Annotated in this window: 23 protein-coding genes, 1 pseudogene and 1 riboswitch; of the genes and pseudogenes, 9 read left to right on the top strand and 15 right to left on the bottom strand. The window is 72.9% G+C overall.

The window, feature by feature from the left end; genetic code table 11:
* Window positions 1-37 precede the first annotated feature (37 nt).
* Window positions 38-150: riboswitch (TPP riboswitch) on the top strand.
* The 5 genes from thiO (at window position 148) to ACFV7Q_RS09515 (ending at window position 5,392) form a co-directional block, all read left to right on the top strand.
* The gene (thiO, locus tag ACFV7Q_RS09535; RefSeq protein ID WP_385425846.1) at window positions 148-1,332 is read left to right on the top strand and encodes a glycine oxidase ThiO; all 1,185 of its coding nucleotides are present in this window, start codon (window positions 148-150) and stop codon (window positions 1,330-1,332) included. (Overlaps the previous riboswitch by 3 nt.)
* The gene (thiS, locus tag ACFV7Q_RS09530; RefSeq protein WP_385425843.1) at window positions 1,329-1,529 is read left to right on the top strand and encodes a sulfur carrier protein ThiS; all 201 of its coding nucleotides are present in this window, start codon (window positions 1,329-1,331) and stop codon (window positions 1,527-1,529) included. Before thiO ends, thiS begins: the two co-directional genes overlap by 4 nt.
* A gap of 5 nt (window positions 1,530-1,534) precedes the next feature.
* A complete protein-coding gene (locus ACFV7Q_RS09525; RefSeq protein WP_385425840.1) occupies window positions 1,535-2,329 on the top strand; it encodes a thiazole synthase in 795 nt (264 codons plus the stop codon).
* Between the two features lie 247 nt (window positions 2,330-2,576).
* A complete protein-coding gene (gene pknB / locus ACFV7Q_RS09520) occupies window positions 2,577-4,487 on the top strand; it encodes a Stk1 family PASTA domain-containing Ser/Thr kinase (protein ID WP_385425837.1) in 1,911 nt (636 codons plus the stop codon).
* A gap of 5 nt (window positions 4,488-4,492) precedes the next feature.
* Complete coding sequence (locus ACFV7Q_RS09515) at window positions 4,493-5,392, top strand: deoxyribonuclease IV (protein ID WP_385425834.1); 900 nt, start codon at window positions 4,493-4,495, stop codon at window positions 5,390-5,392.
* 60 nt (window positions 5,393-5,452) lie between these two features.
* Here ACFV7Q_RS09515 and ACFV7Q_RS09510 read toward each other — a convergent pair whose 3' ends face one another.
* Window positions 5,453-6,085, bottom strand: a complete 633-nt coding sequence (locus tag ACFV7Q_RS09510) for a sulfite oxidase-like oxidoreductase (RefSeq protein ID WP_385425831.1) — start codon at window positions 6,083-6,085, stop codon at window positions 5,453-5,455.
* A gap of 173 nt (window positions 6,086-6,258) precedes the next feature.
* Here ACFV7Q_RS09510 and bfr point away from each other — a divergent pair, with 173 nt between their 5' ends.
* Window positions 6,259-6,738, top strand: coding sequence for a bacterioferritin (gene bfr / locus ACFV7Q_RS09505; RefSeq protein WP_385425828.1), 480 nt, complete (start codon window positions 6,259-6,261; stop codon window positions 6,736-6,738).
* A 34-nt stretch (window positions 6,739-6,772) separates the two neighbouring features.
* Here the strand turns inward: bfr and ACFV7Q_RS09500 are convergent, their stop codons facing one another.
* Complete coding sequence (locus tag ACFV7Q_RS09500; protein ID WP_179174457.1) at window positions 6,773-7,021, bottom strand: bacterioferritin-associated ferredoxin; 249 nt, start codon at window positions 7,019-7,021, stop codon at window positions 6,773-6,775.
* Window positions 7,022-7,201: 180 nt separating this feature from the next.
* Window positions 7,202-8,557 carry a class II 3-deoxy-7-phosphoheptulonate synthase gene (locus tag ACFV7Q_RS09495; RefSeq protein ID WP_385425825.1) on the bottom strand — a complete coding sequence of 452 codons (1,356 nt, stop codon included), beginning with the start codon at window positions 8,555-8,557 and terminating at the stop codon, window positions 7,202-7,204.
* Between the two features lie 282 nt (window positions 8,558-8,839).
* Here ACFV7Q_RS09495 and ACFV7Q_RS09490 point away from each other — a divergent pair, with 282 nt between their 5' ends.
* Window positions 8,840-10,777: an anthranilate synthase family protein gene (locus ACFV7Q_RS09490; protein WP_385425822.1), complete on the top strand. Its 1,938-nt coding sequence runs from the start codon at window positions 8,840-8,842 to the stop codon at window positions 10,775-10,777.
* Here the strand turns inward: ACFV7Q_RS09490 and ACFV7Q_RS09485 are convergent.
* From ACFV7Q_RS09485 to ACFV7Q_RS09455, 7 genes and pseudogenes are all read right to left on the bottom strand, one after another.
* Window positions 10,751-11,464, bottom strand: a complete 714-nt coding sequence (locus tag ACFV7Q_RS09485) for a hypothetical protein (RefSeq protein ID WP_385425819.1) — start codon at window positions 11,462-11,464, stop codon at window positions 10,751-10,753. The two genes, ACFV7Q_RS09490 and ACFV7Q_RS09485, sit on opposite strands and share 27 nt — an antisense overlap.
* 3 nt (window positions 11,465-11,467) lie before the next feature.
* Entirely contained in the window at window positions 11,468-12,463 is a 996-nt protein-coding gene (locus ACFV7Q_RS09480; protein ID WP_385425816.1) for a 2-hydroxyacid dehydrogenase, read from the bottom strand.
* Window positions 12,464-12,542: 79 nt separating this feature from the next.
* On the bottom strand, window positions 12,543-13,571 hold the full coding sequence (locus tag ACFV7Q_RS09475; RefSeq protein ID WP_385425812.1) for a 6-phosphofructokinase: 1,029 nt from the start codon (window positions 13,569-13,571) through the stop codon (window positions 12,543-12,545).
* A gap of 165 nt (window positions 13,572-13,736) precedes the next feature.
* Entirely contained in the window at window positions 13,737-14,381 is a 645-nt protein-coding gene (locus ACFV7Q_RS09470) for a response regulator (protein ID WP_385425876.1), read from the bottom strand.
* A gap of 68 nt (window positions 14,382-14,449) precedes the next feature.
* Window positions 14,450-15,658, bottom strand: coding sequence for a MacS family sensor histidine kinase (gene macS / locus ACFV7Q_RS09465; RefSeq protein ID WP_385425810.1), 1,209 nt, complete (start codon window positions 15,656-15,658; stop codon window positions 14,450-14,452).
* 81 nt (window positions 15,659-15,739) lie between these two features.
* Window positions 15,740-16,486, bottom strand: a complete 747-nt coding sequence (locus ACFV7Q_RS09460; RefSeq protein WP_385425873.1) for a lysophospholipid acyltransferase family protein — start codon at window positions 16,484-16,486, stop codon at window positions 15,740-15,742.
* A gap of 59 nt (window positions 16,487-16,545) precedes the next feature.
* Window positions 16,546-16,861, bottom strand: a pseudogene (locus tag ACFV7Q_RS09455) (transposase); the annotation flags it as partial.
* A 330-nt stretch (window positions 16,862-17,191) separates the two neighbouring features.
* Here ACFV7Q_RS09455 and ACFV7Q_RS09450 point away from each other — a divergent pair.
* Together ACFV7Q_RS09450 and ACFV7Q_RS09445 are read left to right on the top strand one after the other, a co-directional pair.
* A complete protein-coding gene (locus tag ACFV7Q_RS09450) occupies window positions 17,192-17,974 on the top strand; it encodes an alpha/beta hydrolase (protein WP_385425807.1) in 783 nt (260 codons plus the stop codon).
* The gene (locus ACFV7Q_RS09445; RefSeq protein WP_385425804.1) at window positions 17,967-18,533 is read left to right on the top strand and encodes a hypothetical protein; all 567 of its coding nucleotides are present in this window, start codon (window positions 17,967-17,969) and stop codon (window positions 18,531-18,533) included. Before ACFV7Q_RS09450 ends, ACFV7Q_RS09445 begins: the two co-directional genes overlap by 8 nt.
* Before the next feature lie 182 nt (window positions 18,534-18,715).
* Here ACFV7Q_RS09445 and ACFV7Q_RS09440 read toward each other — a convergent pair whose 3' ends face one another.
* The 5 genes from ACFV7Q_RS09440 to ACFV7Q_RS09420 all read right to left on the bottom strand — a co-directional run bounded on the left by ACFV7Q_RS09440 (window position 18,716) and on the right by ACFV7Q_RS09420 (window position 23,032).
* Window positions 18,716-19,624, bottom strand: coding sequence for an endonuclease/exonuclease/phosphatase family protein (locus ACFV7Q_RS09440; protein WP_385425801.1), 909 nt, complete (start codon window positions 19,622-19,624; stop codon window positions 18,716-18,718).
* Window positions 19,625-19,699: 75 nt separating this feature from the next.
* Window positions 19,700-20,641, bottom strand: a complete 942-nt coding sequence (locus ACFV7Q_RS09435) for an ROK family glucokinase (RefSeq protein ID WP_361088340.1) — start codon at window positions 20,639-20,641, stop codon at window positions 19,700-19,702.
* Window positions 20,642-20,702: 61 nt separating this feature from the next.
* Window positions 20,703-21,182, bottom strand: a complete 480-nt coding sequence (locus tag ACFV7Q_RS09430; protein ID WP_385425798.1) for a DUF5304 domain-containing protein — start codon at window positions 21,180-21,182, stop codon at window positions 20,703-20,705.
* A 135-nt stretch (window positions 21,183-21,317) separates the two neighbouring features.
* Window positions 21,318-22,577, bottom strand: a complete 1,260-nt coding sequence (locus ACFV7Q_RS09425; RefSeq protein ID WP_385425796.1) for an ArsA family ATPase — start codon at window positions 22,575-22,577, stop codon at window positions 21,318-21,320.
* A gap of 5 nt (window positions 22,578-22,582) precedes the next feature.
* On the bottom strand, window positions 22,583-23,032 hold the full coding sequence (locus ACFV7Q_RS09420) for an SRPBCC family protein (RefSeq protein ID WP_385425793.1): 450 nt from the start codon (window positions 23,030-23,032) through the stop codon (window positions 22,583-22,585).
* Window positions 23,033-23,090 lie beyond the last annotated feature (58 nt).

Genomic DNA, 23,090 nt, shown 5'->3' with positions numbered 1-23,090 from the left:
CTCCCGCTCCCCGAAGGGGAACGGCTACTGTGGCCACCGTACCTATCGCGGGAGCCCGGGCGTACCGGGCTGAGAGGGAGGCTGGCCGGCCTCCGACCGTCCGAACCTGATCCGGGTCATGCCGGCGAAGGGAGGGGCTGGACGCCCATGCATTCGTCCAAGGGATCCGTGCCGTCCGCGGGATCCGACGTCCTCGTCATCGGGGGCGGGATCATCGGCCTGGTCACCGCCTGGCGGGCGGCCCGGCGCGGGCTGCGCACCGCCCTCGCCGACCCGGCCCCCGGCGGCGGCGCCGCCCGGGTCGCAGCGGGCATGCTCGCCGCCGTCACCGAGCTGCACTACGGCGAGGAGACCCTACTGGGCCTCAACCTCGCCTCCGCCGCCCGCTATCCGGAGTTCGCCGCCGAACTCGCCGACGCCACCGGTGGGATGGACATCGGCTACCGGGCCTGCGGCACGCTCGCCGTCGCCCTCGACGCCGACGACCGGCTCCACCTGCGCGAGCTGCACGCCCTCCAGCGCCGCTGCGGCCTGGACTCGGAGTGGCTCACCGGCCGTGAGTGCCGGCGCCTGGAGCCGATGCTCGCCCCCGGCGTACGCGGCGGCCTGCGGGTGGACGGCGACCACCAGGTGGACCCGCGGCGGCTCGCGGCCGCGCTGCTGGCCGCCTGCGAGCGCGCCGGCGTGGACATCCGCCGGGCGGGCGCCGCACGGCTGGTGGTCACCGCCGACCGGGCGGCCGGCGCGGTGCTCGACGACGGCACCGAGCTGTCCGCGGACCAGGTGGTACTGGCGGCGGGCTCGCTCAGCGGCCGACTGGCCGGCGTGCCCGAGGAGGCGCTGCCGCCCGTCCGGCCGGTGAAGGGGCAGGTGCTGCGGCTCGCGGTGCCGGCCCCGTACGCGCCGTTCCTGTCGCGGACGGTACGGGCGGTCGTGCGCGGCAGCCACGTGTACCTGGTGCCGCGGGAGAACGGCGAACTCGTCATCGGCGCCACCAGCGAGGAACTCGGCTGGGACACCACGGTCACCGCCGGCGGGGTGTACGAACTCCTCCGCGACGCGCACGAGTTGGTGCCCGGCATCACCGAACTGCCGCTGACCGAGACCCGGGCCGGGCTGCGCCCCGGCTCCCCCGACAACGCCCCGCTGCTCGGCCCCACCGCCCTGCCCGGCCTGCACCTGGCCACCGGGCACTACCGCAACGGGGTGCTGCTGACCCCCGTCACCGGTGACGCGATGGCCGAACTGCTCGCCACCGGCGTCCTGCCCGAGGCCGCCCGGCCCTTCAGCCCGCGCCGCTTCTCCCCCGCACGTCAGGAGTCGTACGCATGACCATCTCCGTCAACGGCGAGCCGCGCGAGCTCGCGCCCGGCACCACCCTCGACGTGGTGGTCGCCACCCTCACCACGGCCCCCTCCGGGGTCGCGGCCGCACTCAACGAGACCGTGGTCCCACGGGGGCGGTGGCCGCACACCCCGGTCGGCGACGGCGACCGGGTCGAGGTCCTGACCGCGGTCCAGGGGGGCTGAGCGCAATGGCGGACGACGCGTTCGTCCTCGGCGGCCGGACCTTCTCCTCCCGCCTGATCATGGGCACCGGCGGGGCGCCGAGCCTGGAAGTACTGGAACACGCCCTGACCGCCTCCGGTACGGAGCTCACCACGGTCGCCATGCGCCGGCTCGACCCGGCGGTGCAGGGCTCCGTCCTCGGCGTCCTCGACAAGCTCGGGATCGCGGTCCTGCCGAACACGGCCGGCTGCTACACGGCCGGCGAGGCCGTGCTGACGGCCAGGCTGGCCCGGGAGGCGCTCGGCACGGACTGGATCAAGCTGGAGGTCATCGCCGACGAGCGGACCCTGCTCCCCGACGGGGAGGAGCTGCTCGCCGCTGCCGAAACCCTGGTGGACGACGGGTTCACGGTGCTGCCGTACACGAACGACGACCCGGTGCTGGCGCGGAAGCTGGAGGACGCCGGCTGTGCGGCCGTCATGCCGCTCGGCTCGCCGATCGGTTCCGGCATGGGCATCCGGAACCCGCACAACTTCGAGCTGATCGTGGAGCGGGCCGGCGTGCCGGTGATCCTGGACGCGGGGGCGGGAACCGCCTCGGACGTGGCGCTGGCGATGGAACTCGGCTGCGCCGGGGTCATGCTGGCGTCCGCGGTGACGCGGGCGCAGGCGCCGGTGCTGATGGCCGCGGCCATGCGGGACGCGGTGTCTGCGGGGCGGCTCGCCTTCCGTGCGGGCCGCATCCCGCAGCGCCGCTTCGCGCACGCCTCTTCCCCGGTCGAGGGCCGCGCCACCCTCGACCCCGAACGCCCGGCCTTCTGACGCCCGGCCCCGTGGGCTCCGCCCCGAACCCTCTCCGAGCGCCGGCGAGGCCGGAACGTCCCGGCCGCGCAGTGCCCGGAGCGGGGTCCGGGCGGAACCCGCTCGGGGAAGGGGCGGAGGGAACGGCTCCGCGCAGCGGAAGTCGAGGGCGGTGGCGGGGGAACGCGGAGGCGGGCCGCGTCACAGCTGTGCTGCAAGGCACAGCCGCCCCCGGCCCGCGCCGCACACCGGCTCGTAGGATGGCCCGGTGGACACGACCCTGGATGACCCGCTCGTCGGGCAGACGCTCGACGGCCGCTACCGCATCGACGCCCGCATCGCGGCAGGCGGAATGGCTACGGTCTACCGGGCCCTCGACACCCGCCTGGACCGCGTCCTCGCGCTGAAGGTGATGCACCCGGCGCTCGCCGCGGACGCCGGCTTCGTCGACCGGTTCATCCGTGAGGCCAAGTCCGTGGCCCGCCTCGCGCACCCGAACGTGGTGGCCGTCTTCGACCAGGGCACGGACGGCCCGTACACGTACCTCGCCATGGAGTACGTCTCCGGCTGCACCCTGCGCGACGTGTTGCGCGAGCGCGGCGCACTCCAGCCGCGGGCCGCGCTCGACGTCCTGGAGCCGGTCCTGGCCGCGCTCGGGGCTGCGCACCGGGCCGGGTTCGTGCACCGGGACATGAAGCCCGAGAACGTCCTGATAGGCGACGACGGCCGGGTGAAGGTGGCCGACTTCGGGCTGGTCCGGTCCGTGGACACGGTCACCAGCACCACCGGTGCCGTCCTCGGCACGGTCTCCTACCTCGCGCCCGAGCAGATCGAGAACGGGGTCACCGACACCCGCGTCGACGTCTACGCCTGCGGTGTGGTGCTGTACGAGATGCTGACCGGGGACAAGCCCCACACCGGCGGCACCCCCGCCCAGGTGCTCTACCGGCACCTGCACGAAGACGTGCCGCCCCCGTCGGCGGTGGTCCCCGGGCTGGCCGCCCCGCTGGACGAGCTGGTCGCGCAGGCCGCCGCCCGCACCCCGGACCTCCGCCCGTACGATGCCGCGGCCCTGCTGGCGCTGGCCCTGGACGCCCGGAGCCGGCTGACCGACGCCGAGCTGGACGCCGTACCGCCGCAGGCCCGGGCGGAGGAGCGGTCGTCCGCGGAGGACCGCACGAGCGTGGTCCCGCGGATCGCGGCACCGCAGCCGGTCGAGCACACCTCCCTGCTGGTGGCGCCCCTGCCCGTCGACGTCGAGGAGCCGCCGCCGGCCCCGGAACCGGCCCGCTCCCGGCGCGGCCCGCTGCTGGTCCTCGCCGCGCTGCTGCTGATCCTCGGCGTCGGAACCGGCGTCTGGTACATCAACTCCGGCCAGTTCACCCAGGTCCCCAACCTGCTCGGCAAGACCGAGGCGGAGGCCCGGTCGGAGCTGTCGGCGGCGGGGCTCGGCGTGAAGCGGGTGGACCGGAAGTTCAGCGACGCCTTCGACCGCGGCACGGTGATGGACAGCGACCCGCAGAGCGGCAAGCGCATCCGTGGCAACGGCGCCGTGGTGCTGACCATCTCCCGCGGCCCGGCGGTCGTGGTGGTGCCCGACGTGAAGGGCCGTCCGCTGGAGGGGGCGAAGGCGGATCTGACCAAGAGCGGTCTGGCCCCGGGCATCGTCACGCAGGCGTTCAGCCAGGAGGTGCCGCAGGGTTCGGTGATCTCCACCAACCCGGACGGCGGGCAGAAGCGGGCCCCCGACACCGCGGTCTCGATCACGGTCAGCAAGGGCCGGCCGGTGCCGGTGCCGAACGTGGCCGGGAGGCCCGTGGACCAGGCCCGGGCCGCGCTGCAGGACCTCGGCCTCAAGGTGGAGACGGCGGCCGACGAGATCAACTCGCCGTTCCCGGCCGGTACGGTCGCCAACCAGTCGGTCGGCGCGGGCGCCCAGGCCGCGGCCGGGGACACGGTCGTGCTCACGCTCTCCAAGGGGCCGCGCCAGATCCCCGTGCCGAACGTGACCGGGCAGGATGCGGACGTGGCCCGCAGGACCCTTGAGGCGGCCGGGTTCAAGGTGAAGGTGGAGCGCCCGTTCCTGTCCTTCAGCAAGACCGTGGACGCCCAGTCGGTGCCGGGCGGCCAGACCGCCCCCGAGGGCAGCACGATCATCCTGCGGACCAAGGGGCTGTAGCGGGCGTGGTGGACGTGCAGGAGCAGGCCGAGCGCGATCCCGTGGCCGAGCGCAATCCCGTGGGCGGGCACGTGCCCGTGGCGGGCGGGCTCGCCCCCGTGGGGCTGTCGTACGCGCGGGCGCTGGCGGCCGAGGCGGTGCAGGTCTTCGTGGCCAATCCGCGCGGCTGGGCCACCCCGGCCGGGAACCCGGCCCAGGACGAGCTGTTCCGCGCCGGGTGCGAGGCCGGGTCGATCCCGGCCTACGTGCACGCCCCCTACCTGATCAACTTCGGGTCGCACACCGGGGCGACCGTGGAGCGGTCGGTGGAGTCGCTGCGCCACTCGCTGCGCCGGGGCCGGGAGATCGGCGCCCTGGGCGTGGTCGTGCACACCGGGTCGGCGACCGGCGGCCGGCCGCGTGAGGCTGCGTACGCGCAGGTCAGGGAGCACATGTTGCCGCTGCTGGACGAGCTGGTGCACGACGACGACCCGATGCTGCTGCTGGAGTCCACGGCGGGGCAGGGCTCCTCGCTGTGCTCGCGGACCTGGGACTTCGGCCCGTACTTCGACGCGCTCGACCACCACCCGAAGCTGGGGATCTGCCTCGACACCTGCCACGTCTTCGCCGCCGGGCACGACCTGGCGGAGCCGGGCGGCGTCAAGCAGACGCTGGACCTGCTGGTGGAGACGGTGGGTGAGGGGCGGCTGAAGCTGATCCACGCGAACGACTCGAAGGAGGGCGTGGGCGCGCACAAGGACCGCCACGCCAACATCGGGCAGGGCCACATCGGCCGAGAGGCCTTCGCCGAGCTGTTCGGCCACCCCGCGACGGAGGGGGTGCCGCTGATCATCGAGACGCCGGGCGGCGAGGCGGGGCACGCGGCGGACGTGGCGCTGCTGAAGGAGCTGCGGGCCCAGCACTGACCCGCGGCGGGCAGGGCGGGCCGGGGCCGGGCGGGTCCGTGCAGTGCAGCCCTTGCGGGCCTAGAGCTCGGGGCCGTCCCCCGGCTCCTCCTGGTACGAGTAGCGCTGCTCGCGCCAGGGGTCGCCGATGTTGTGGTAGCCCCGTTCTTCCCAGAACCCGCGGCGGTCCGCGGTCATGTACTCCACGCCGCGGACCCACTTCGGGCCCTTCCAGGCGTACAGGTGGGGCACCACGAGCCGCACCGGGAAGCCGTGTTCGGCGGTGAGGAGTTCACCGCCCTGGTGGGTCGCGAAGACGGTCCGCTCGGAGGCGAAGTCGGCCAGCCGCAGGTTGGAGCTGAAGCCGTACTCGGCCCACACCATCACATGGGTGACCTGCGGCGCCGGCGGGGCGAGGGCGAGGATCTCGCGGGCGAGCACACCGCCCCATTCGGCCCCCACCATGCTGAACTTCGTCACGCAGTGCAGGTCCGCCACGACCGACTCGAAGGGCAGGGACGTGAACTGCTCGTGGTTCCAGCAGTGCTTCTCGCCGTCGGCGGTCGCGCCGAAGACCCGGAACTCCCAGCGCTCCGGCTTGAACTTGGGCACGGGCCCGTAGTGGGTGACCGGCCAGCCGCGCTGGAGCCGCTGTCCCGGCGGAAGCTCCGGCTGCTCTGCTCCCGGAGATTCCCGGCTTTCCGGCTGACCCATGACTCCATGGTGACAGACGCGCCGGGGTGGTCATGACCACGGCGCGGGCTGATTCGGACATGTCACAGCAACTGCCACTAAGGAGGCACTTACTGGACGCCCTCCGATCACGGTGCGAGGATGCGCGCAACCGATCCGTCACTTGCTGACTTTGCCTGGAAGGAGCCTCTGCGATGCAGGGCGACCCCGAGGTCCTCGAGTTCCTGAACGAGCAGCTCACCGGCGAGCTCACGGCGATCAACCAGTACTGGCTCCACTACCGGATCCAGGACAACAAGGGTTGGACCAAGCTCGCCCACTACACCCGTGCCGAGTCCATCGACGAGATGAAGCACGCGGACAAGCTCACCGAGCGCATCCTGATGCTCGACGGGCTCCCGAACTACCAGCGCCTATTCCACGTGCGGGTGGGCCAGACCCTGACCGAGATGTTCCAGGCGGACCGCCAGGTGGAGGTCGAGGCGATCGACCGGCTCAAGCGGGGGATCGAGGTGATGCGCGGCAAGAGCGACATCACGTCCGCGCGTCTGTTCGAGGAGATCCTGGCGGACGAGGAGCACCACATCGACTACCTCGACACCCAGCTGGAGCTCATCGAGACCCTCGGCGAGCCGCTCTACATCGCCCAGCTGATCGAGCAGCCGGAGAGCTGAGGGGAGGGGGACCGGAGGGGAGCGGGGGCGCCTGCTAGGCGACTTCGGCGAGCTCCGGGGCGGGCGCCAGCACGGAGGCCGCCCTGCCCTTCTCCAGCAGCTCGCGGCGCGGGCACGCCCCACGGCCGAGGAGGCCCTGGATGGTGCGCACGCAGGAGCCGCAGTCGGTGCCGGCCTTGGTGGCGGAGGCTATCTGGCGGGGGGTGCAGGCCCCGGCAGCCGCGTGTTCCTTGACCTGCTGGTCGGTGACACCGAAGCAAGAGCAGACGTACACGCGGTTCACCTCCCTGTCAGGAACGCCCTCTGAAAGCCATCCCCGATTCGGTGAGGCTTACCTAACCGTACCCAAAGTCGAGGTGGCCGAAAAGTCCCGGGTACGGCGGTGGGGCGCGGATCACATCGATCCGCGCCCCACCGTCACGAGGTGCTCACCGGCAGCCGCCGGGGCGGCAAAACGCGCCTGTCACTGGTCGCGGTACATCTCGGCGACCAGGAAGGCCAGGTCGAGGGACTGGCTGCGGTTCAGGCGGGGGTCGCAGGCCGTCTCGTAGCGCTGGTGCAGGTCGTCGACGAAGATCTCGTCGCCGCCGCCCACGCACTCGGTGACGTCGTCACCGGTGAGTTCGACGTGGATGCCGCCCGGGTGCGTGCCCAGCGCCTTGTGGACCTCGAAGAAGCCCTTGACCTCGTCGAGCACGTCGTCGAAGCGGCGCGTCTTGTGGCCGGAAGCCGCCTCGAAGGTGTTGCCGTGCATCGGGTCGGTGACCCAGGCCACCGTCGCACCCGAGGCCGTGACCTTCTCGACCAGCTCGGGGAGCTTGTCGCGGACCTTGTCGGCGCCCATGCGGACGACGAAGGTCAGCCGGCCCGGCTCACGGTCCGGGTCCAGGCGGTCGATGTACGTCAGTGCCTCGTCCACCGTGGTGGTCGGGCCGAGCTTGATGCCGACCGGGTTGGCGATCTGCGAGCAGAAATCGATGTGCGCGTGGTCCAGCTGGCGGGTGCGCTCACCGATCCAGACCATGTGGCCGGAGGTGTCGTACAGCTTGCCGGTGCGCGAGTCGGTGCGGGTCAGCGCGCCCTCGTAGTCGAGCAGCAGCGCCTCGTGCGAGGAGTAGAACTCCACCGCCTTGAACTCGGCCGGGTCGGTGCCACAGGCCTTCATGAAGTTCAGCGCGTTGTCGATCTCCCGCGCGAGCTGCTCGTAGCGCTGCCCGGACGGGGAGGACTTGACGAAGTCCTGGTTCCAGGCGTGCACCTGGCGCAGGTCGGCGTAGCCACCGGTGGTGAAGGCGCGCACCAGGTTCAGCGTCGAGGCCGACGCGTGGTACATGCGCTTGAGCCGCTCGGGGTCCGGGACGCGGGCCTCGGGGGTGAACTCGAAGCCGTTGACGGAGTCGCCGCGGTAGGTCGGCAGGGTCACGCCGTCGCGGGTCTCGGTGTCCTTCGAGCGCGGCTTGGAGTACTGGCCGGCGATCCGGCCGACCTTGACGACGGGCACGGAGGCGGCGTACGTCAGGACGGCGCTCATCTGCAGCAACGTCTTGAGCTTGGCGCGGATGTGGTCGGCGGACACGGCGTCGAAGGCCTCGGCGCAGTCGCCGCCCTGCAGCAGGAACGCCTCGCCCTTGGCGACGGCTCCCAGACGGGCGCGCAGCTGATCGCACTCGCCCGCGAAAACGAGCGGAGGATACGACTCGAGGTCCGCGACGACAGCGCGCAGGGCCTCGGCATCGGGGTACGAAGGCTGCTGCGCCGCGGGCAGGTCTCGCCAGGTCGCCTTGACGGCGGGGGCTTGGGTTTCAGCGTTCACGGTCACACCTACACATTAAGGGCTCACACCTCGCGTCCAGCCGGATGACCACTAGGTGAGACGGACGTCTCCCGTCGTGTCGTCCTCCGGTCATCGGCTCCCCGCATGGGCTAGGGTTCGTGCCGTGTACGCGCACTCCGACCAGAACTGGTGGTGGACCGCTCCCGGCGGCCCGCCCCTCTCGCGTACCCACTGACACGAGTGACACGAAGGCCGCCCCGAGGGGCGGCCTTCGCTGGTCTCCGAGGCCCGGCCGCCCCTCCTTCCCGGAAGGACGACCGACCGCCCATGGACAAGGACGACCGGACCAGCAGCCGGCTGCTCGGCCTGCTCCGCGACGACTGCCCGCCCTTCGCCCTGCTGCGCAGGCGCACCCCCGGCCGTGACCACGACACCGTCGAGGTGCTGACCGGCCCGGTCCACGAGGCCGAACGCCTCGCCGACCTGCCCGTGCGTGACCTGCCGAGCCTGGCCCTGGTGCCGTTCCGGCAGATCCGCGAACGCGGCTTCGACGTCCGCGACGACGGCACCCCGCTGGCCGTGTTGGCCGCCGAGGAGGCGTACGAGGTCCCGCTCGCCGAGGCGCTGGCCGTACTGCCCGCCCACCCGGTACGGGTCGAGGACGGCGGCTTCGACGTTCCCGACGAGGAGTACGCGACCACGGTCCGACGGGTCGTGGAGGACGAGATCGGCCGCGGCGAGGGCGCGAACTTCGTCATCCGGCGCACCTTCCGGGGCCGGATCGACGGCTTCGACCGGGCCGACGCGCTCGCGCTGTTCCGGCGGCTGCTGCTGGGCGAGCGCGGGGCGTACTGGACGTACGTCGTCCACACCGGCGGGCGCACGCTGGTCGGGGCCAGCCCGGAGGTGCACGTCCGCATGTCGGGCCGCACGGTCGTCATGAACCCGATCAGCGGAACGTACCGCTACCCCGCCGGCGGCCCGACCACCGGGTCGCTCCTGGCCTTCCTCGGTGACCGGAAGGAGACCGAAGAGCTGTCGATGGTGGTCGACGAGGAACTGAAGATGATGTGCACGGTCGGCGACCGCGGCGGGGTCGTCGTCGGGCCGCGGCTGAAGGAAATGGCGCACCTGGCGCACACCGAGTACGAGCTGCGCGGCCGTTCCTCCCTGGACGTGCGGGAGGTGCTGCGCGAGACGATGTTCGCGGCCACCGTCACCGGCTCGCCGGTGCAGAACGCCTGCCGGGTGATCGAGCGGTACGAGGCCGGGGGCCGCGGCTACTACGCGGGGGCGCTGGCGCTGCTGGGCGTCGACGCGGCCGGGGCGCAGACCCTGGACTCGCCGATCCTGATCCGTACGGCGGACATCGCCGCGGACGGCACCCTGCGCGTACCGGTGGGCGCCACGCTGGTCCGGCACTCGGACCCGGCGGGCGAGGTCGCCGAGACCCACGCCAAGGCGGCGGGGGTGCTGGCCGCCCTCGGGGTCCGGCCTGCGGCCCCGCAGCCGGCGGCGCACGCACAGGCGGGGGCGGGGCTGGCGGAGGACCCCCGGGTGGCGGCGGCGCTGGCGGCCCGCCGCCGGGACCTGGCGCCGTTCTGGCTGCGGTTGCAGGAGCAGCCGGCGGCCCTGTCCGGGCACTGCCTGGTGGTGGACGGGGAGGACACGTTCACCGCGATGCTGGCCCACGTGCTGCGGGCGGCGGGCCTGTCGGTGACCGTACGCCGCTTCGACGAGCCGGGGCTGCGGGAGGCCGCGCTCGCGCACGGGGGGCCGATCGTGCTGGGCCCGGGCCCCGGTGACCCGGCGGACGCCGCCGACCCGAAGATGCGGCTGCTGCGGGGCCTGGCGCGGGAGCTGCTGGCGGTGCACACGGGCGGGCTGCTCGGGGTGTGCCTGGGCCACGAACTGATCGCCGCCGAGCTGGGGCTGCCGCTCGTCCGCAAGGCGGAGCCGGCGCAGGGGGCGCAGGTGGAGATCGACCTGTTCGGCGCCCGGGAGGTGGTCGGCTTCTACAACACGTTCACGGCCGCCTGCGACGCTGAGGCCGAGGCGGAGCTGGCCGCGCACGGGGTGGAGGTCGCCCGGGACACCGCCACGGGCGAGGTCCACGCCCTCCGATCTGCCGCCCGCGGCTTCGCCGGCGTCCAGTTTCACCCCGAGTCGGTCCTGACCCTCCGCGGCGCGGAGCTACTGCACGACATGCTGACCAGCGTCCGCACGGGCGCCCCCGGCCTAACCGCTCCGCGGAAGCCGCTGTGATGGCCCGGCAGCCGCCTGCGGGCCCGCCGCTGGCCGGCCGCACAGTTCCCCGCGCCCCTGCGGTGCGCGGCCGAACCACAGCCGACTTCGCCAGGGCCGCTCAGGCGCAGGCTTCCTGAGCTTGTCCGTCCACTCTCTCGACTCGGCTCGGAATCTGGCGAGGGAGGGATTGCCGGGCACTGCCCGCTTCTTCCGCCAGAGCCGGAGCGCAGACCCCCGGGTGTACTTGTTGGAAGCCTTCACGTAGGCGTCGATCGCTTCGGCGAGTCGCACTCGCTTGCCTGACTCGCAGAACTCGAGTAGTTCGTCATCCAAGAGCCACTCGATCATCGCCATGGCGTTCTCCACCTCGTGCGCGTGGAAGCGCTGCCTGCCGTGGGTCAGGACGTAGACGAGCTGGCGAAACAGTTGCTCCCGCACGGCGGGTGCGTAGCGCTTCCAGTCGAGCCTCCAGAACAGGCGGGGCCTTCGGGTGCGGCCGAACCACCCCCGGCCGATCGGCCCTCGGAAGGCCCTCAGGGCCGCCACCCCGGCACTACGCTCCTGGGTCCCGCCGCCCATGTGCGACAGGGCGGCGGTGACCAGTTGGTCCGCCCGTTGGCGGTGGCTGCTGCGCAGGGCCAGGGCCCCGGTGACCAGGACTCCGGCAAGGGCGATCCAGGCTGCGTTTTCCTGCGGGGTGGCCATCGGCTACTCCACCGGGACCAGGGTGTTCTCGGAGGTGCGGCCGGCGAGGTAGTCGGCGACGTTGCGGACCGTCGCGTCGATGATCTGGCCGACCGCGTCGTGGGTGTAGTACGCCTGGTGGGAGGTGACGATCACGTTCGGGAAGGTGATCAGCCGGGCCAGGGTGTCGTCCTGTACCGGCTCCAGGGACCAGTCCGTGTGGAAGATCCCGGCCTCCGCCTCGTAGACGTCCAGGCCGACCCCGGTGAAGCGCCCGGCCCGCAATTCGGTGACCAGGGCGTCCGTGTCGACGAGCCCGCCCCGGCTCGTGTTCACGAGGATCGCGTCGTCCTTCATCGTCCGCAGTGCGGCCGCATCGACGAGGTGGTGCGTCTCCTCCAGCAGCGGGACGTGCAGGCTGATCAGGTCGGCGGAGGCGAACAGGTCTTCCTTCTCGGTGTACTTCATGCCGAGTTCCAGGCAGGCCCGGTTCTCCACGGCGTCCCAGCCGAGCAGGTCCATGCCGAAGCCGTGCGCGATGCGGGCGAAGGCCCCGCCGATCTTGCCGGTGCCCACCACGCCCGCGGTGCGGCCGCGCAGGTCGCGGCCCATCAGCCCGGTGAGGCGGAAGTCGAAGTCCCGGGTGCGGTGGGAGGCGCGGACGATCCGCCGGTTCACGGCCAGCGCCAGGGCCCAGGCGAACTCGGCCACCGCGTACGGGGAGTAGGACGACACCCGGCTCACCGTGAACCCGAGCCGCCGCGCGACGTCGAGGTCGATGTTGTTGAAGCCGGTGGACCGCTGGGCGATCATCTTCGTCCCGCCGCCGGCCAGCGTCCGCAGCACCCGGCCGCCCAGATCGCCGTTCACGCTCGAGGAGACGACCTCGTACCCGGCGGCGATCGGGGCGGTGTCCTCGTCGAGGGCGACCTCCAGGCAGCGCACGTCGTGCTGCCCCGCGAACGCCTCTTCGAGCAGCGGCTTCTCGTCGCTCTGCACGCCGAATGCCAGGATTTCCACGTTCGCTCCCGCTGCGCGAAGAAATCGGACCATGGGCCGCCTGTCACGATACGGCCCATGCCCGCCCGTGCGCCCGGGCTCAGCCGAAGAACACGCCGGCCTCCCGGTACAGCGCCGGGTCCACCGTCTTCAGCTTCGCCGTCGCCTCCGCCAGGGGGACGCGCACGATGTCCGTCCCCCGGAGGGCGACCATGGTGCCGAAGTCGCCGTCGTGCACCGCGTCGATCGCGTGCAGGCCGAACCGGGTCGCGAGCCACCGGTCGAACGCGCTCGGCGTGCCGCCGCGCTGGACGTGGCCGAGCACGGTGGTCCGGGCCTCCTTGCCCGTACGGCTCTCGATCTCCTTGGCCAGCCACTCGCCGACGCCGGACAACCGGACGTGCCCGAAGGAGTCGGTGGTGGCGTCCTTGAGCACCATCTCCCCGTCCGTGGGCACGGCCCCTTCCGCGACCACCACGATGGGCGCGTAGCTGGCCTTGAACCGGGAGGTCACCCAGGCGCACACCTGGTCGACGTCGAAGCGCTGCTCGGGGACGAGGATGACGTTGGCGCCGCCGGCCAGCCCCGAGTGCAGGGCGATCCAGCCGGCGTGCCGGCCCATCACCTCGACGACCAGGACCCGCATGTGCGACTCGGCGGTGGTGTGGAGCCGGTCGATGGCCTCGGTGGCGATGCCGACGGCGGTGTCGAAGCCGAAGGTGTAGTCGGTCGCCGACAGGTCGTTGTCGATGGTCTTCGGGACGCCGACGCACGGGACGCCGTACTCGCCGTGCAGCTTGGCGGCCACGCCGAGGGTGTCCTCGCCGCCGATCGCGATGAGCGCCTCGACCTCGTGCTTGGCGAGGGTGTCCTTGATCCGGCGGACGCCGTCGTCCTGCTTGAACGGGTTCGTCCGCGAGGAGCCGAGGATCGTTCCGCCGCGCGGCAGGATGCCTCGGACGGCGGGGATGCCGAGCGGGACGACGTCGCCGTCGACCGCGCCGCGCCAGCCGTCCTTGAAACCGGCGAACTCGCAGCCGTACTCCTGCACGCCCTTGCGGACGACGGCCCGGATCACCGCGTTGAGCCCGGGGCAGTCGCCGCCGCCGGTCAGCACTCCGACCTTCATGGAATCTCCCTTCGCCACAGGGCCGCACCGGCCCGCACGACGGCCACGCTAGTGGTGACGCAGGTCACACCCGAGGCTCTGGAAGGGGCAATTCCGGTGGAATTGCGAGGCGTTGCGTCCGCCCGTTCACTCGTACGAAGACGTAAGTACGACGTACGGCACCGCTTACGCGTCGTCGAGCCCGCGCTCTATCGCGTAGCGGACGAGCTCCACCCGGTTGTGCAGCTGGAGCTTGCCCAGGGTGTTCTGCACGTGGTTCTGCACCGTGCGGTGGGAGATGACGAGCCGTTCGGCTATCTGCTTGTACGACAGCCCCTTGGCCACGAGCCGCAGCACCTCGGTCTCCCGGTCGGTGAGCCGGGGTGCCGCCGGGTCGTCGGGGGTGGCGGGCACCGGGTCGGTGGCCAGCCGCCGGTACTCGCCGAGGACCAGCCCGGCCAGGCCCGGGGTGAACACCGGGTCGCCGGCGGCCGTGCGGCGCACCGCGTCGATCAGCTCCTGGGCGCCCGCCGACTTCATCAGGTAGCCGGTCGCGCCGGACTTGACCGCCTCCAGGACGTCGGCGTGCTCGCCGCTGGCGGACAGGACGAGGACCCGGAGGGCGGGGTTGGCGCCGACGAGCTCCTTGCAGACCTGCACGCCGGGCAGGCCGGGCAGGTTGAGGTCGAGGACGAGGACGTGCGGGGCGGCGGCGCGGGCGCGGCGCACCGCCTCGTTGCCGTCGCCGGCGGTGGCGACCACGTCGAAGCCCGCGGCGGCCAGGTCGCGGGCGACCGCGTCCCGCCACATCGGGTGGTCGTCGACGACCATCACCTTGATCTCGCCGAGCTCGTTCTGCCCGGTCGGCCGGCTCGCCTGGGTCGGCTGGGTCGGCTGGGTCACTGGGTCCTCCCCCTGGGTACTTTCAGTTCCACTTCGGTGCCCTGCCCGGGGACGGACACCAGCTCGGCGGTGCCGCCGAGGTCGCGCAGCCGCCCGCGGATGGACAGGGCCACGCCCATCCGCCCCTCGCCCTCGGCCTGGTCGAGGCGACCGGCCGGGATGCCGGGGCCGTCGTCACGGACGGTCACGATCACCTCGTCGCCCCAGTCCTCGATCAGGATCCAGGCGCGGGCGCCGTCGCCGGCGTGCTTGCGCACGTTGTCCAGGGCGGCTCCGACAGCGGCCGCCAGTTCCCGTGCCGCGGGCCCGCGCAGCAGGACGGGCGTGCCCGGCTCGGCGAAGCTCACCTTCGCGCCGGCGTGCGGGGCCAGCAGGGTCCGCAGGTCCGTCTCGCCCTCGTCGCCGCCCGGCTCCTCCACCTCGTACGCGTCCACCAGCGCGCCGAGCGACTCGTCGCGGGAGACCCGGGAGGTGTGCACCAGCCCGCTGGAGACGAGGGTGCGCAGCGCGACCTCCTGTTCCCCGGCCAGCCGCCCGAGTTCGGCGGCCTCACCGCCCAGCTCGGTGCCGCGCCGCTGGACCATGGCGAGGACCTGGAGGACCCCGTCGTGGATGTCCCGGGCGAGGCGTTCCCGTTCGCGGGTGGCGGCCTCGATCTCCAGGGCGCGGGCGAGGGTGGCCTCACTGGCCCGGGCGACCTCGACGACGTATCCGATGGCGACGGAGGCGACCCAGACCAGCAGGACGTTGTGCACCGTGTCGCGGCTGGGCTCGCCGCGCTGCACGATGTTGGCGACGGCGACGAAGCTCGACGCGAAGCAGGCCCACCGCCAGCCGCCCTTGAGCGCGAAGGCGAGGACGGCGCCCGCGCTCCAGATCGTGGGCAGCGTGGGGCCGCCCGCGGTGATCCGCTCCTGGGTGTCGGCGAGCGGGGTGAGCAGGATCCCGACCAGGGCGACGGTGAGGTCCGCGACGAGGAACTGCTTGGTGCACACGGCGGCGCCGGCCACCTTGCGCCGCGTGGCCAGCGTCCACCCGGCGAGGAAGGCCAGGTAGCCGGCCGCGACCCAGGGCCGGTCGAAGTCGCGGTACGCCGACGCGAAGAGCAGGACGGCGTAGACCATGGTGATCAGCCGGTAGGCGGTCAACGCCCGCCACAGCGGCTGCTCGACCGACATGCGCACGACGCGCTCGCGTTTGGCCATTCCCCCACCCCTTGCGGGCGGTACCGCCCCGTTCCAGACCGAGCCGCCCGGCCGGCGGCCGGGCCTGCTCACGTCGCTCCGCTACTCCGCGTTCTTGTCCGCGGCGCTCTTGTCGGCGGCGGCCTTGGCGGCCTTCGCCGCCTCCTTCTCCGCCTTCTCCGCGTCGGCGATCTGCCGCTTGGCCGCCGTCGCGTAGATGTCGACGTACTCCTGGCCGGACAGCTTCATGATCTCGTACATGACCTCGTCGGTCACCGAGCGCAGGATGAAGCGGTCGCCGTCCATGCCCTTGTAGCGGCTGAAGTCCAGCGGCTTGCCGATCCGGATGCCCGGGCGCATGAGCTTCGGGACGATCTTGCCGGGCGGCTGGATCTTCTCCGTGTCGATCATCGCCACGGGGATCACGGGCGCTCCGGTCGCCAGGGCCACCCGGGCGAGGCCGCCGGGCTTGCCGCGGTAGAGGCGGCCGTCGGGCGAACGCGTCCCCTCCGGGTAAATACCGAACAGCTCCCCGCGCTCGATGACCTCGATGCCGCTCTTGATGGCGGCCTCGCCGGCCCCGCGTGCGCCGGAGCGGTCCACCGGGAGCTGGCCGACGCCCTTGAAGAAGGCAGCCGTCAGTTTGCCCTTCACGCCCGGGGAGGTGAAGTACTCGGCCTTCGCGATGAAGGTCACCTTCCGGTCGAGCACGGCCGGCAGGAAGAACGAGTCCGAGAAGGACAGGTGGTTGCTCGCCAGGATCGCCGGCCCCTCGGCGGGAATGTTCTCGAGGCCCTCCACCCAAGGCCTGAAGGCGAGCTTCAGGGAACCCCCGATGGAGAACTTCATTGCGCCGTAGATCAACTCGAAAGCCTTCCTGTGTCCTGTCGAACAGACCTTAACCGTTCTTAAGGACTGAGCGGGAGTGAGTCCTGGTGCCAGGGCTCGTGCTCAGTCGGACGCCCCGAGCGGTGTGGGGTGTCCTGGTCGCCCGCGTTCGCTCCGCGTCCGGCGCGTCGCGGACCGTGTCCGTGGTCCGGGGAGGCGGGGGCGGGTTTCCTCACGCCCCGGGCCACGGGTGCGGCCCGGCCGGTCCGATGCCCCTGCCCGTCGCTCTGGTGGGCGGGGCTGTGCCGTCCGTCGCCGTACCGGTTGCCCCGGGGCGCGCCTGCCGATCGCCACGGCGGCTGCGTCGTGGCGGGTGGTGGTGCGAGCGGCCGTGCTTCTCGCGGGTCTTCTCCTCGGCGAAGTCCGGGTTTCCCGATGGCGATAGCCGACCGGAGAAGCCCCATTGCACCCAACGACCACCTCCGGCAAGGGTCACCCATTCGGCACCGAAACCCGTGTTCCCTTCCGGGGTTCGGCCGTCGAGCAGCCCGGGCACCCACTCGTATGCACCAGAACGCGCCCGTGCGCGGTCCCCCGCCGGCGGTCCCCAGCTCCTGGCTCGCACCGGGGGAGGCCGACGGCCCTGGTCGGTGCCACTCCGGTCGCGTACGGTGAAGTCACACAGCGCTACGCACCCCCCGTGCCCCCTTGACGAAGGAGACCCCGGTGTCCGTCCTCCCTGGAGCCGAGCCGTTCCGCCACGAGGGCGGGGAGGTCGGCGTACTCCTCTGCCACGGCTTCACCGGCTCCCCCCAGTCGCTGCGCCCGTGGGCCGAGTACCTCGCGGAGCGGGGCCTGACGGTATCGCTGCCCCTGCTGCCGGGACACGGGACGCGCTGGCAGGACATGCAGCTCACCGGCTGGCAGGACTGGTACGCGGAGGTGGACCGGGCGCTGCGGGAGCTGCTGGACCGGTGCAGCCGGGTCTTCGTGTTCGGGCTGTCGATGGGCGGCGCGCTGACCCTGCGCCTGGCGGCGAAGCACGGTGATGCCATCAGCGGCATCGTCGTCGTCAACCCGGCCAACAAGGTGCACGACCCGCTGGCGTTCGCCCTTCCGGTGGCCAAGCACTTCGTGCGGTCGACGCCGGGCATCGCGAGCGACATCGCCAAGCCGGGCTCGGTGGAGGTCGGCTACGACCGTGTGCCGACCCGGGCCGCGCACTCGCTGCGGGAGTTCCTCCGGCTCGTGGACGGCGAGCTGCCGCAGGTGACCCAGCCGGTGCTGCTGCTGCACAGCCCGCAGGACCACGTCGTCCCGCCGGTCGACTCGGCGCGGATCCTGTCGCGGATCTCGTCCACGGACGTCACCGAGACGCTGCTGGAACAGAGCTACCACGTGGCGACGTTGGACCACGACGCGGAGCGGATCTTCGAGGACAGCTACGCGTTCGTCGGACGGCTCGCACAGGGCGTCGTCGGCAGGGAAGGGGCGGCCAGCGGTGGCTGAACAAGAAGAGTCCCCGGGGGGCGTTCCCCCGCTGGACGAGGAAGCGGCGTGGGCGGCGATCGTCGCAGGGTACGGGCAGGAGCCGCCCGACCCGCCGGGGACGCGGCCGTTCCGCCCGATCGAGAACCTGATGCTGCCGGAGGAGGACGTGGAGCCGCTGCCGCCGAAGGGTGAGAAGGAGCCCGAGGCACCGGAGGAGGAGACCCCTCCCCCGCCGCTCGGCAGCTCGGTGGTGTTCGCCCCGGGCGTGGGCATGGCCGGGCCCCGGGACCACTCCCTGGCGGATCCGGACGACGACGCCGACGACGCGGACGAGGGCCACTTCGTGCAGCCCGAGCCGGAGTTGCCGCCCGCCGACACGACGGCGAAGTTCGCGTGGCTGGCGGTGGTGGGCGGGCCGGTGCTGCTGCTGGTCGCCGTCCTGCTCCAGTGGGACATGACCTGGTGGCTGACGACGCTGGGCATCGGCGGCTTCCTCGGCGGCTTCGCCACCCTGATCGCCCGCATGCAACAGGGCGACGACGAGGACGACGACCCCGGCCGCGGCGCAGTGGTCTGACCCCTCGCCCCCGAAGGGGCGCGGGGAACTGCGCGCCCAACCCAGCACGACCCGCGCTGGGGAACAAGGTGGCGCCCCCCGAAGGGGCGCGGGGAACTGCGCGCCCAACCCAGCACGACCCACACCCGGAGTCGAACCGCAGCCCACACGGCGGCGCCCCAGGGGCGCGGGGAACTGCGCGATCAGCCCCCCGCGGCCCCCGCCGGACCCACCGGCAACCGCAGCGCCGCCAACACCGGCAGATGATCACTCGCGGCAGCGAGATCCGCATCCGCGACCCCGTTCAGCCCCACCGGCACGCCACACCCCAGCACCTCCACCCCCGGCGTCGCGAACACCGCGTCGATCCGCCGCGGCGGCCCGGACCGGACGAAGGTGTGCTCGCCACCCCACGGCGCCACCACCCGGCAGTCGTGCAGCGCTCCGGCGAGCCGCCGGAAGACCGGCCCGTCCGGGGTCTCGTTGACGTCGCCCGCGGCGATCCCGTACGGCGTGCCGGCGGCTTCGAGCCGGGTCAGCAGTTCCTCGGCGTGCGCGCGCCGCTCCGCCGCGTCCAGCGGCAGGTGGGCGCTCAGTACGGCGACCCGGGCGCCCCCGAACCGGACCACGGCGGTGGCGAAGCCCCTCCGGTGCAGGCCGGGGGTGAGCGGGAGCAGCACGTCCTCGGTCCGCTCGACGAACGCCCGCAGGGAGCACAGCAGCAGTGGTCCGGCGGCGGTCGCGCCGCCCGACAGGACGACCAGGTCACATGAGGCGGCCAGCCGCGCCGCGTGCTTGCGCCAGCGGAAGAACCGCGGGGCTTCCTGGACGAAGACCAGGTCGGGGGCGCAGGCACGGATCACGCGGGCCAGTGCGTCCTCGTCGTCGCGCAGGGAGCGGACGTTGTAGCTCAGGGCGCGGATGACGGCGGAGCCGTCGGCTTCGGTACGTGACTCGGGCAGGTCCGGCAGCTTGGGCCGTGCGGGCCGTGCCGGCTGTACGGATTGGGCCGACTGTACGGACTCGGCCGGCCGTACGGATTGGGCCGGCTGTACGGGCTCGGCCGGCTGTTCCGGCCCTGCGGGCTGACGCGAAGGCGAAGTCAGGTCCATACCGGCAACATAGTCACCCTGCCCGCCGTGCCCCAGAGGGCGCGGCGGGCAGGGTGCGGGAGGAGGGGGGCGGGGTCAGCCCTGGCGGGCCAGGTCCGCCGCGCCGACGAGCCCGGCCTTGCCGCCGAGCTGGGCGGCGAGCACCTGAGCGTGCGGGCGCCAGGCGCCGCCGATCAGCCACCGCTTGAAGGACTTGCGGATGGGGTCGAGGACGAGGTCGCCCTCGTCGGAGACGCCACCGCCGACGATGAACGCCGAGGGGTCGAAGAGCGAGGCCAGGTCGGCCAGGCCGGCGCCGGCCCAGCGGGCCAGCTCGCGGAAGGAGTCGACGGCCACCGGGTCGCCCTGGCGGGCGGCCTCGCTGATGTGCTTGCCCTCGATGCCCTCGGGGGTGCCGTCGCCGAGGGCGAGCAGCAGGGCCGCGTTCTCGGGCGTGGCGTTCGCGCGCTGCTTGGCGTACCGGACGAGGGCGCGCCCGGAGGCGTACTGCTCCCAGCAGCCCTGGCTGCCGCAGCCGCACAGCAGGCCGTCGGGGACGACCCGGATGTGCCCGAACTCGGCGGCCACGCCGAAGCGGCCGCGGCGCAGCTTGTTGCCGATGATGATGCCGCCGCCGAGGCCGGTGCCGAGGGTGATGCAGATGACGTCCTCGTGGCCCTGGCCGGCGCCGAAGCGGTACTCGCCCCAGGCCGCGCAGTTCGCGTCGTTCTCGACGACGACGGGGAGGCCGATGCGCTGCTCGACCTTGTCCTTGAGCGGCTCGTGCCGCCAGTTGATGTTCGGCGCGAACAGTACGGTCGCGCGCTTGTCGTCCACGTATCCGGCGGCGCCGATGCCGACGGCCTCGATGGTGTGGTTGCTGCTGACTTCGGTCACTGCGGCGCAGATCGCGTCCGTCACGCCGTCCGCGGTCGGCGGGGTGGGCACCTTGTACGTCTCAAGGATGGTGCCCTCTTCGTCGACCACGCCGGCCGCGATCTTCGTGCCGCCGATGTCGACGCCGATGGTGAGTCCCATTAGTCCCTCGGTTTCCGGTCAAACCCCGCCACGGCCAACCGTACCCGAGCGCGGTGGCCTCTCAGTCGAGGTCGATGCGCTGGGAGGGGCCCGTTCCGCCCTCGTCGCGGGGATCGGAGCCGTCGCCCGCGGGCCGGTCGGGGCCGGCGCCGGGGGCGTTCTCGCCGCTGGTCCAGCGGCGTTCGTGGCCCTCGACGGCCGAGCGGTAGGCGGCGAGGAGCTCGGATCCGGCTGCCGCGAGGTGGCCGAACACCTCGGGGTTGCGTTCGACGACGGGCTTGGCGGCGGCCTTCGCCTGGTCGAGCACCTGCCGCACCGCACCCTGGGCGGTGGCTCCGAGCAGCGGGTTGTTCAGGGCGGAGACCTTGTCGGCGACGGCCTCGAACAGCTTGAACAGCTCCTCGGCGGCGGTTCCGGTCCCGTACGGGGAGCCGGTGCCGCCGTGCCGGGAGCGGCGGCGTTCCTCCTCGGCGGCGAGGTCCTCGGCGCAGGCCTTGGCCCAGGCGTCGTCGTCGGTGGGACGGTCGGTGGCCTCGCTCATGGCGGACTCTCCTGAGGCAGCTGCGTGACGTGTGGTGCGGTGCAGTGCGTACGGGTGGCGTACTGCTCGGTACTGCGTTGCGTGTACGGGTTCTCGTGTACTGCTTTCGACGTTACCCGAACGGGGGTACGCCGTTCAGGGCCTGTGGGGCCACAGTGCCGGGTCGGGGGTGAACCGGATCCGCAGCGCGCCGTCGGTGAGGGCGGCGCCGGTGACGGTGCAGCGGCGCAGCGCGGAGGGCAGGGAAACGATCCGCCGGTACGGGCCGGCCGCGATGAGCAGCTCGTCGCCGCGCCGGACCAGGTCGAGGTCGCGCTTGTGCGCGCCGGGCAGGGGAACCGCCCAGACGAGTACCCCGTCCTCGGCGAGCCGGTCCTCGACGACCCAGTCACGGCGGGCCGGCGGGGCGTCCGGCACGAGCCCGGCCGTCCGGGCGAGCTTCGCCAGGTCCTCCGGGCCCCGGGGGGCGCGGCCGAGGTGGGGCAGCGGGACCACGGGCCGGCCGGCGTCGGCGGCCCATTGGGCGGCGTACTTCTCCTGTTCGGCGGAGAGTCCCGCGAGCCAGGGGTCGGGCGAGCCCTGGGGCACCGTCCGGTTGGCGACGATCCCGCCGACGGGCAGGTTCAGGAGGGCGGCCCCGAGCAGCCCGGTCCGCAGGGAGGCGTCGGCGGCGGGTCCCGGCTCGGCGACCAGCCGCAGGGAGGTGGTGTCGGCCTCGACGACCCGCTGGACGGCGGCGAGCTCCTCGTCCCAGCGGGCCGCGGCCTCGTACAGCCATTGCGCGGGCATGGGCACGCCGGCCAGCTGGGCCAGTACGGGGCGCAGGGCCCGCGCGGCCTGCCGTTCGGCGGGGAGCAACCGGGCCAGGTAGCGGCGCAGCTGCCCGGGCAGGGCCAGGACGGTCAGCGCCTGGTGCAGCGGCGGCATGTCGACGACGACGAGGTCGGTGCCGGGCGCGGCGGCGGCCCGCCGCAGGGCGCGCAGCAGGGCGAACTGTTCGGCGCCGGGCAGCTCGGTGAGTTCCTCGGTTGCGAGCGGCCGGGAGCCGAGCATGCCGAGGAGGGCGGAGCCGCGCTCCTGGAGGGCGGCGAGCTCGGCGCGGAACTCCGCGCCGGAGTCGACACGGGCGACCAGGATCCCGCCGGCGGGCACCGCGTTCAGCCCGGGGGCCACCTCGACCGGCTCTCCGGCGGGCTCTCCGGCCAGTGCGGTGAGCGGGTCCGCAGGACCGCCGGGGGGTGTGGGCCCGCCGGCCGGGTCCGGGGCGCCACAGGGTACGGGGTCGCCGGACAGCAGCAGCACCCGCTGCCCGGCCCGGGCGGCGGCGGCCGCGGTGGCGGCGGCGACGGTGGTCCGCCCGGCCCCGCCGGGACCGGTGACGAGCAGGGTGTGCACGCGGATCAGGCCGACTCGGTCGATTCGACGCGCTTCTTCAGGCCGGCCAGGGCCCGGTCGATGATGACCTTCTCGGCCTTGCGCTTGATCATGCCGAGCATGGGGATCTTGACGTCCACGGTGAGCTGGTAGGTGACCTCGGTGCGCGTGCCGCCGGCGAGGGGGGCGAGCCGGTAGGAGCCGTCGAGCTGGCGCAGCATCTGGGACTTGTCGAGGGTCCAGCTGACCTCGTCCGTGCCCTTCCAGGTGTAGGCGAGGGTGTGGTCGTCCTTGATCGCGCCGGCGTCGAGCAGCAGCCGGACCTTCTCCGCGCGGCCTTCGGCGTCGGTCGACAGCACCTCGGCCTCCTTCACCTCACCGGTCCACTCGGGGTAGCGGGCGAAGTCGGCGATCACGGCCATGACGTCGGCCGGCGCCGCATCGATCGTGATGCTCGAGCTGGTGTGTTCCGCCATCGCGGTCGCTCCTCCGGGACTGGGGGCACCTCCCAGCGGTAGCTGGGGGAGTTCGAGG

Origin of the sequence: Streptomyces sp. NPDC059851 (genome assembly GCF_042732005.1) — a bacterium.
Classification (GTDB): domain Bacteria; phylum Actinomycetota; class Actinomycetes; order Streptomycetales; family Streptomycetaceae; genus Streptomyces.
Note: the sequence above shows the minus strand (reverse complement) of the source record. Positions and strands in the feature narration are given on the sequence as shown.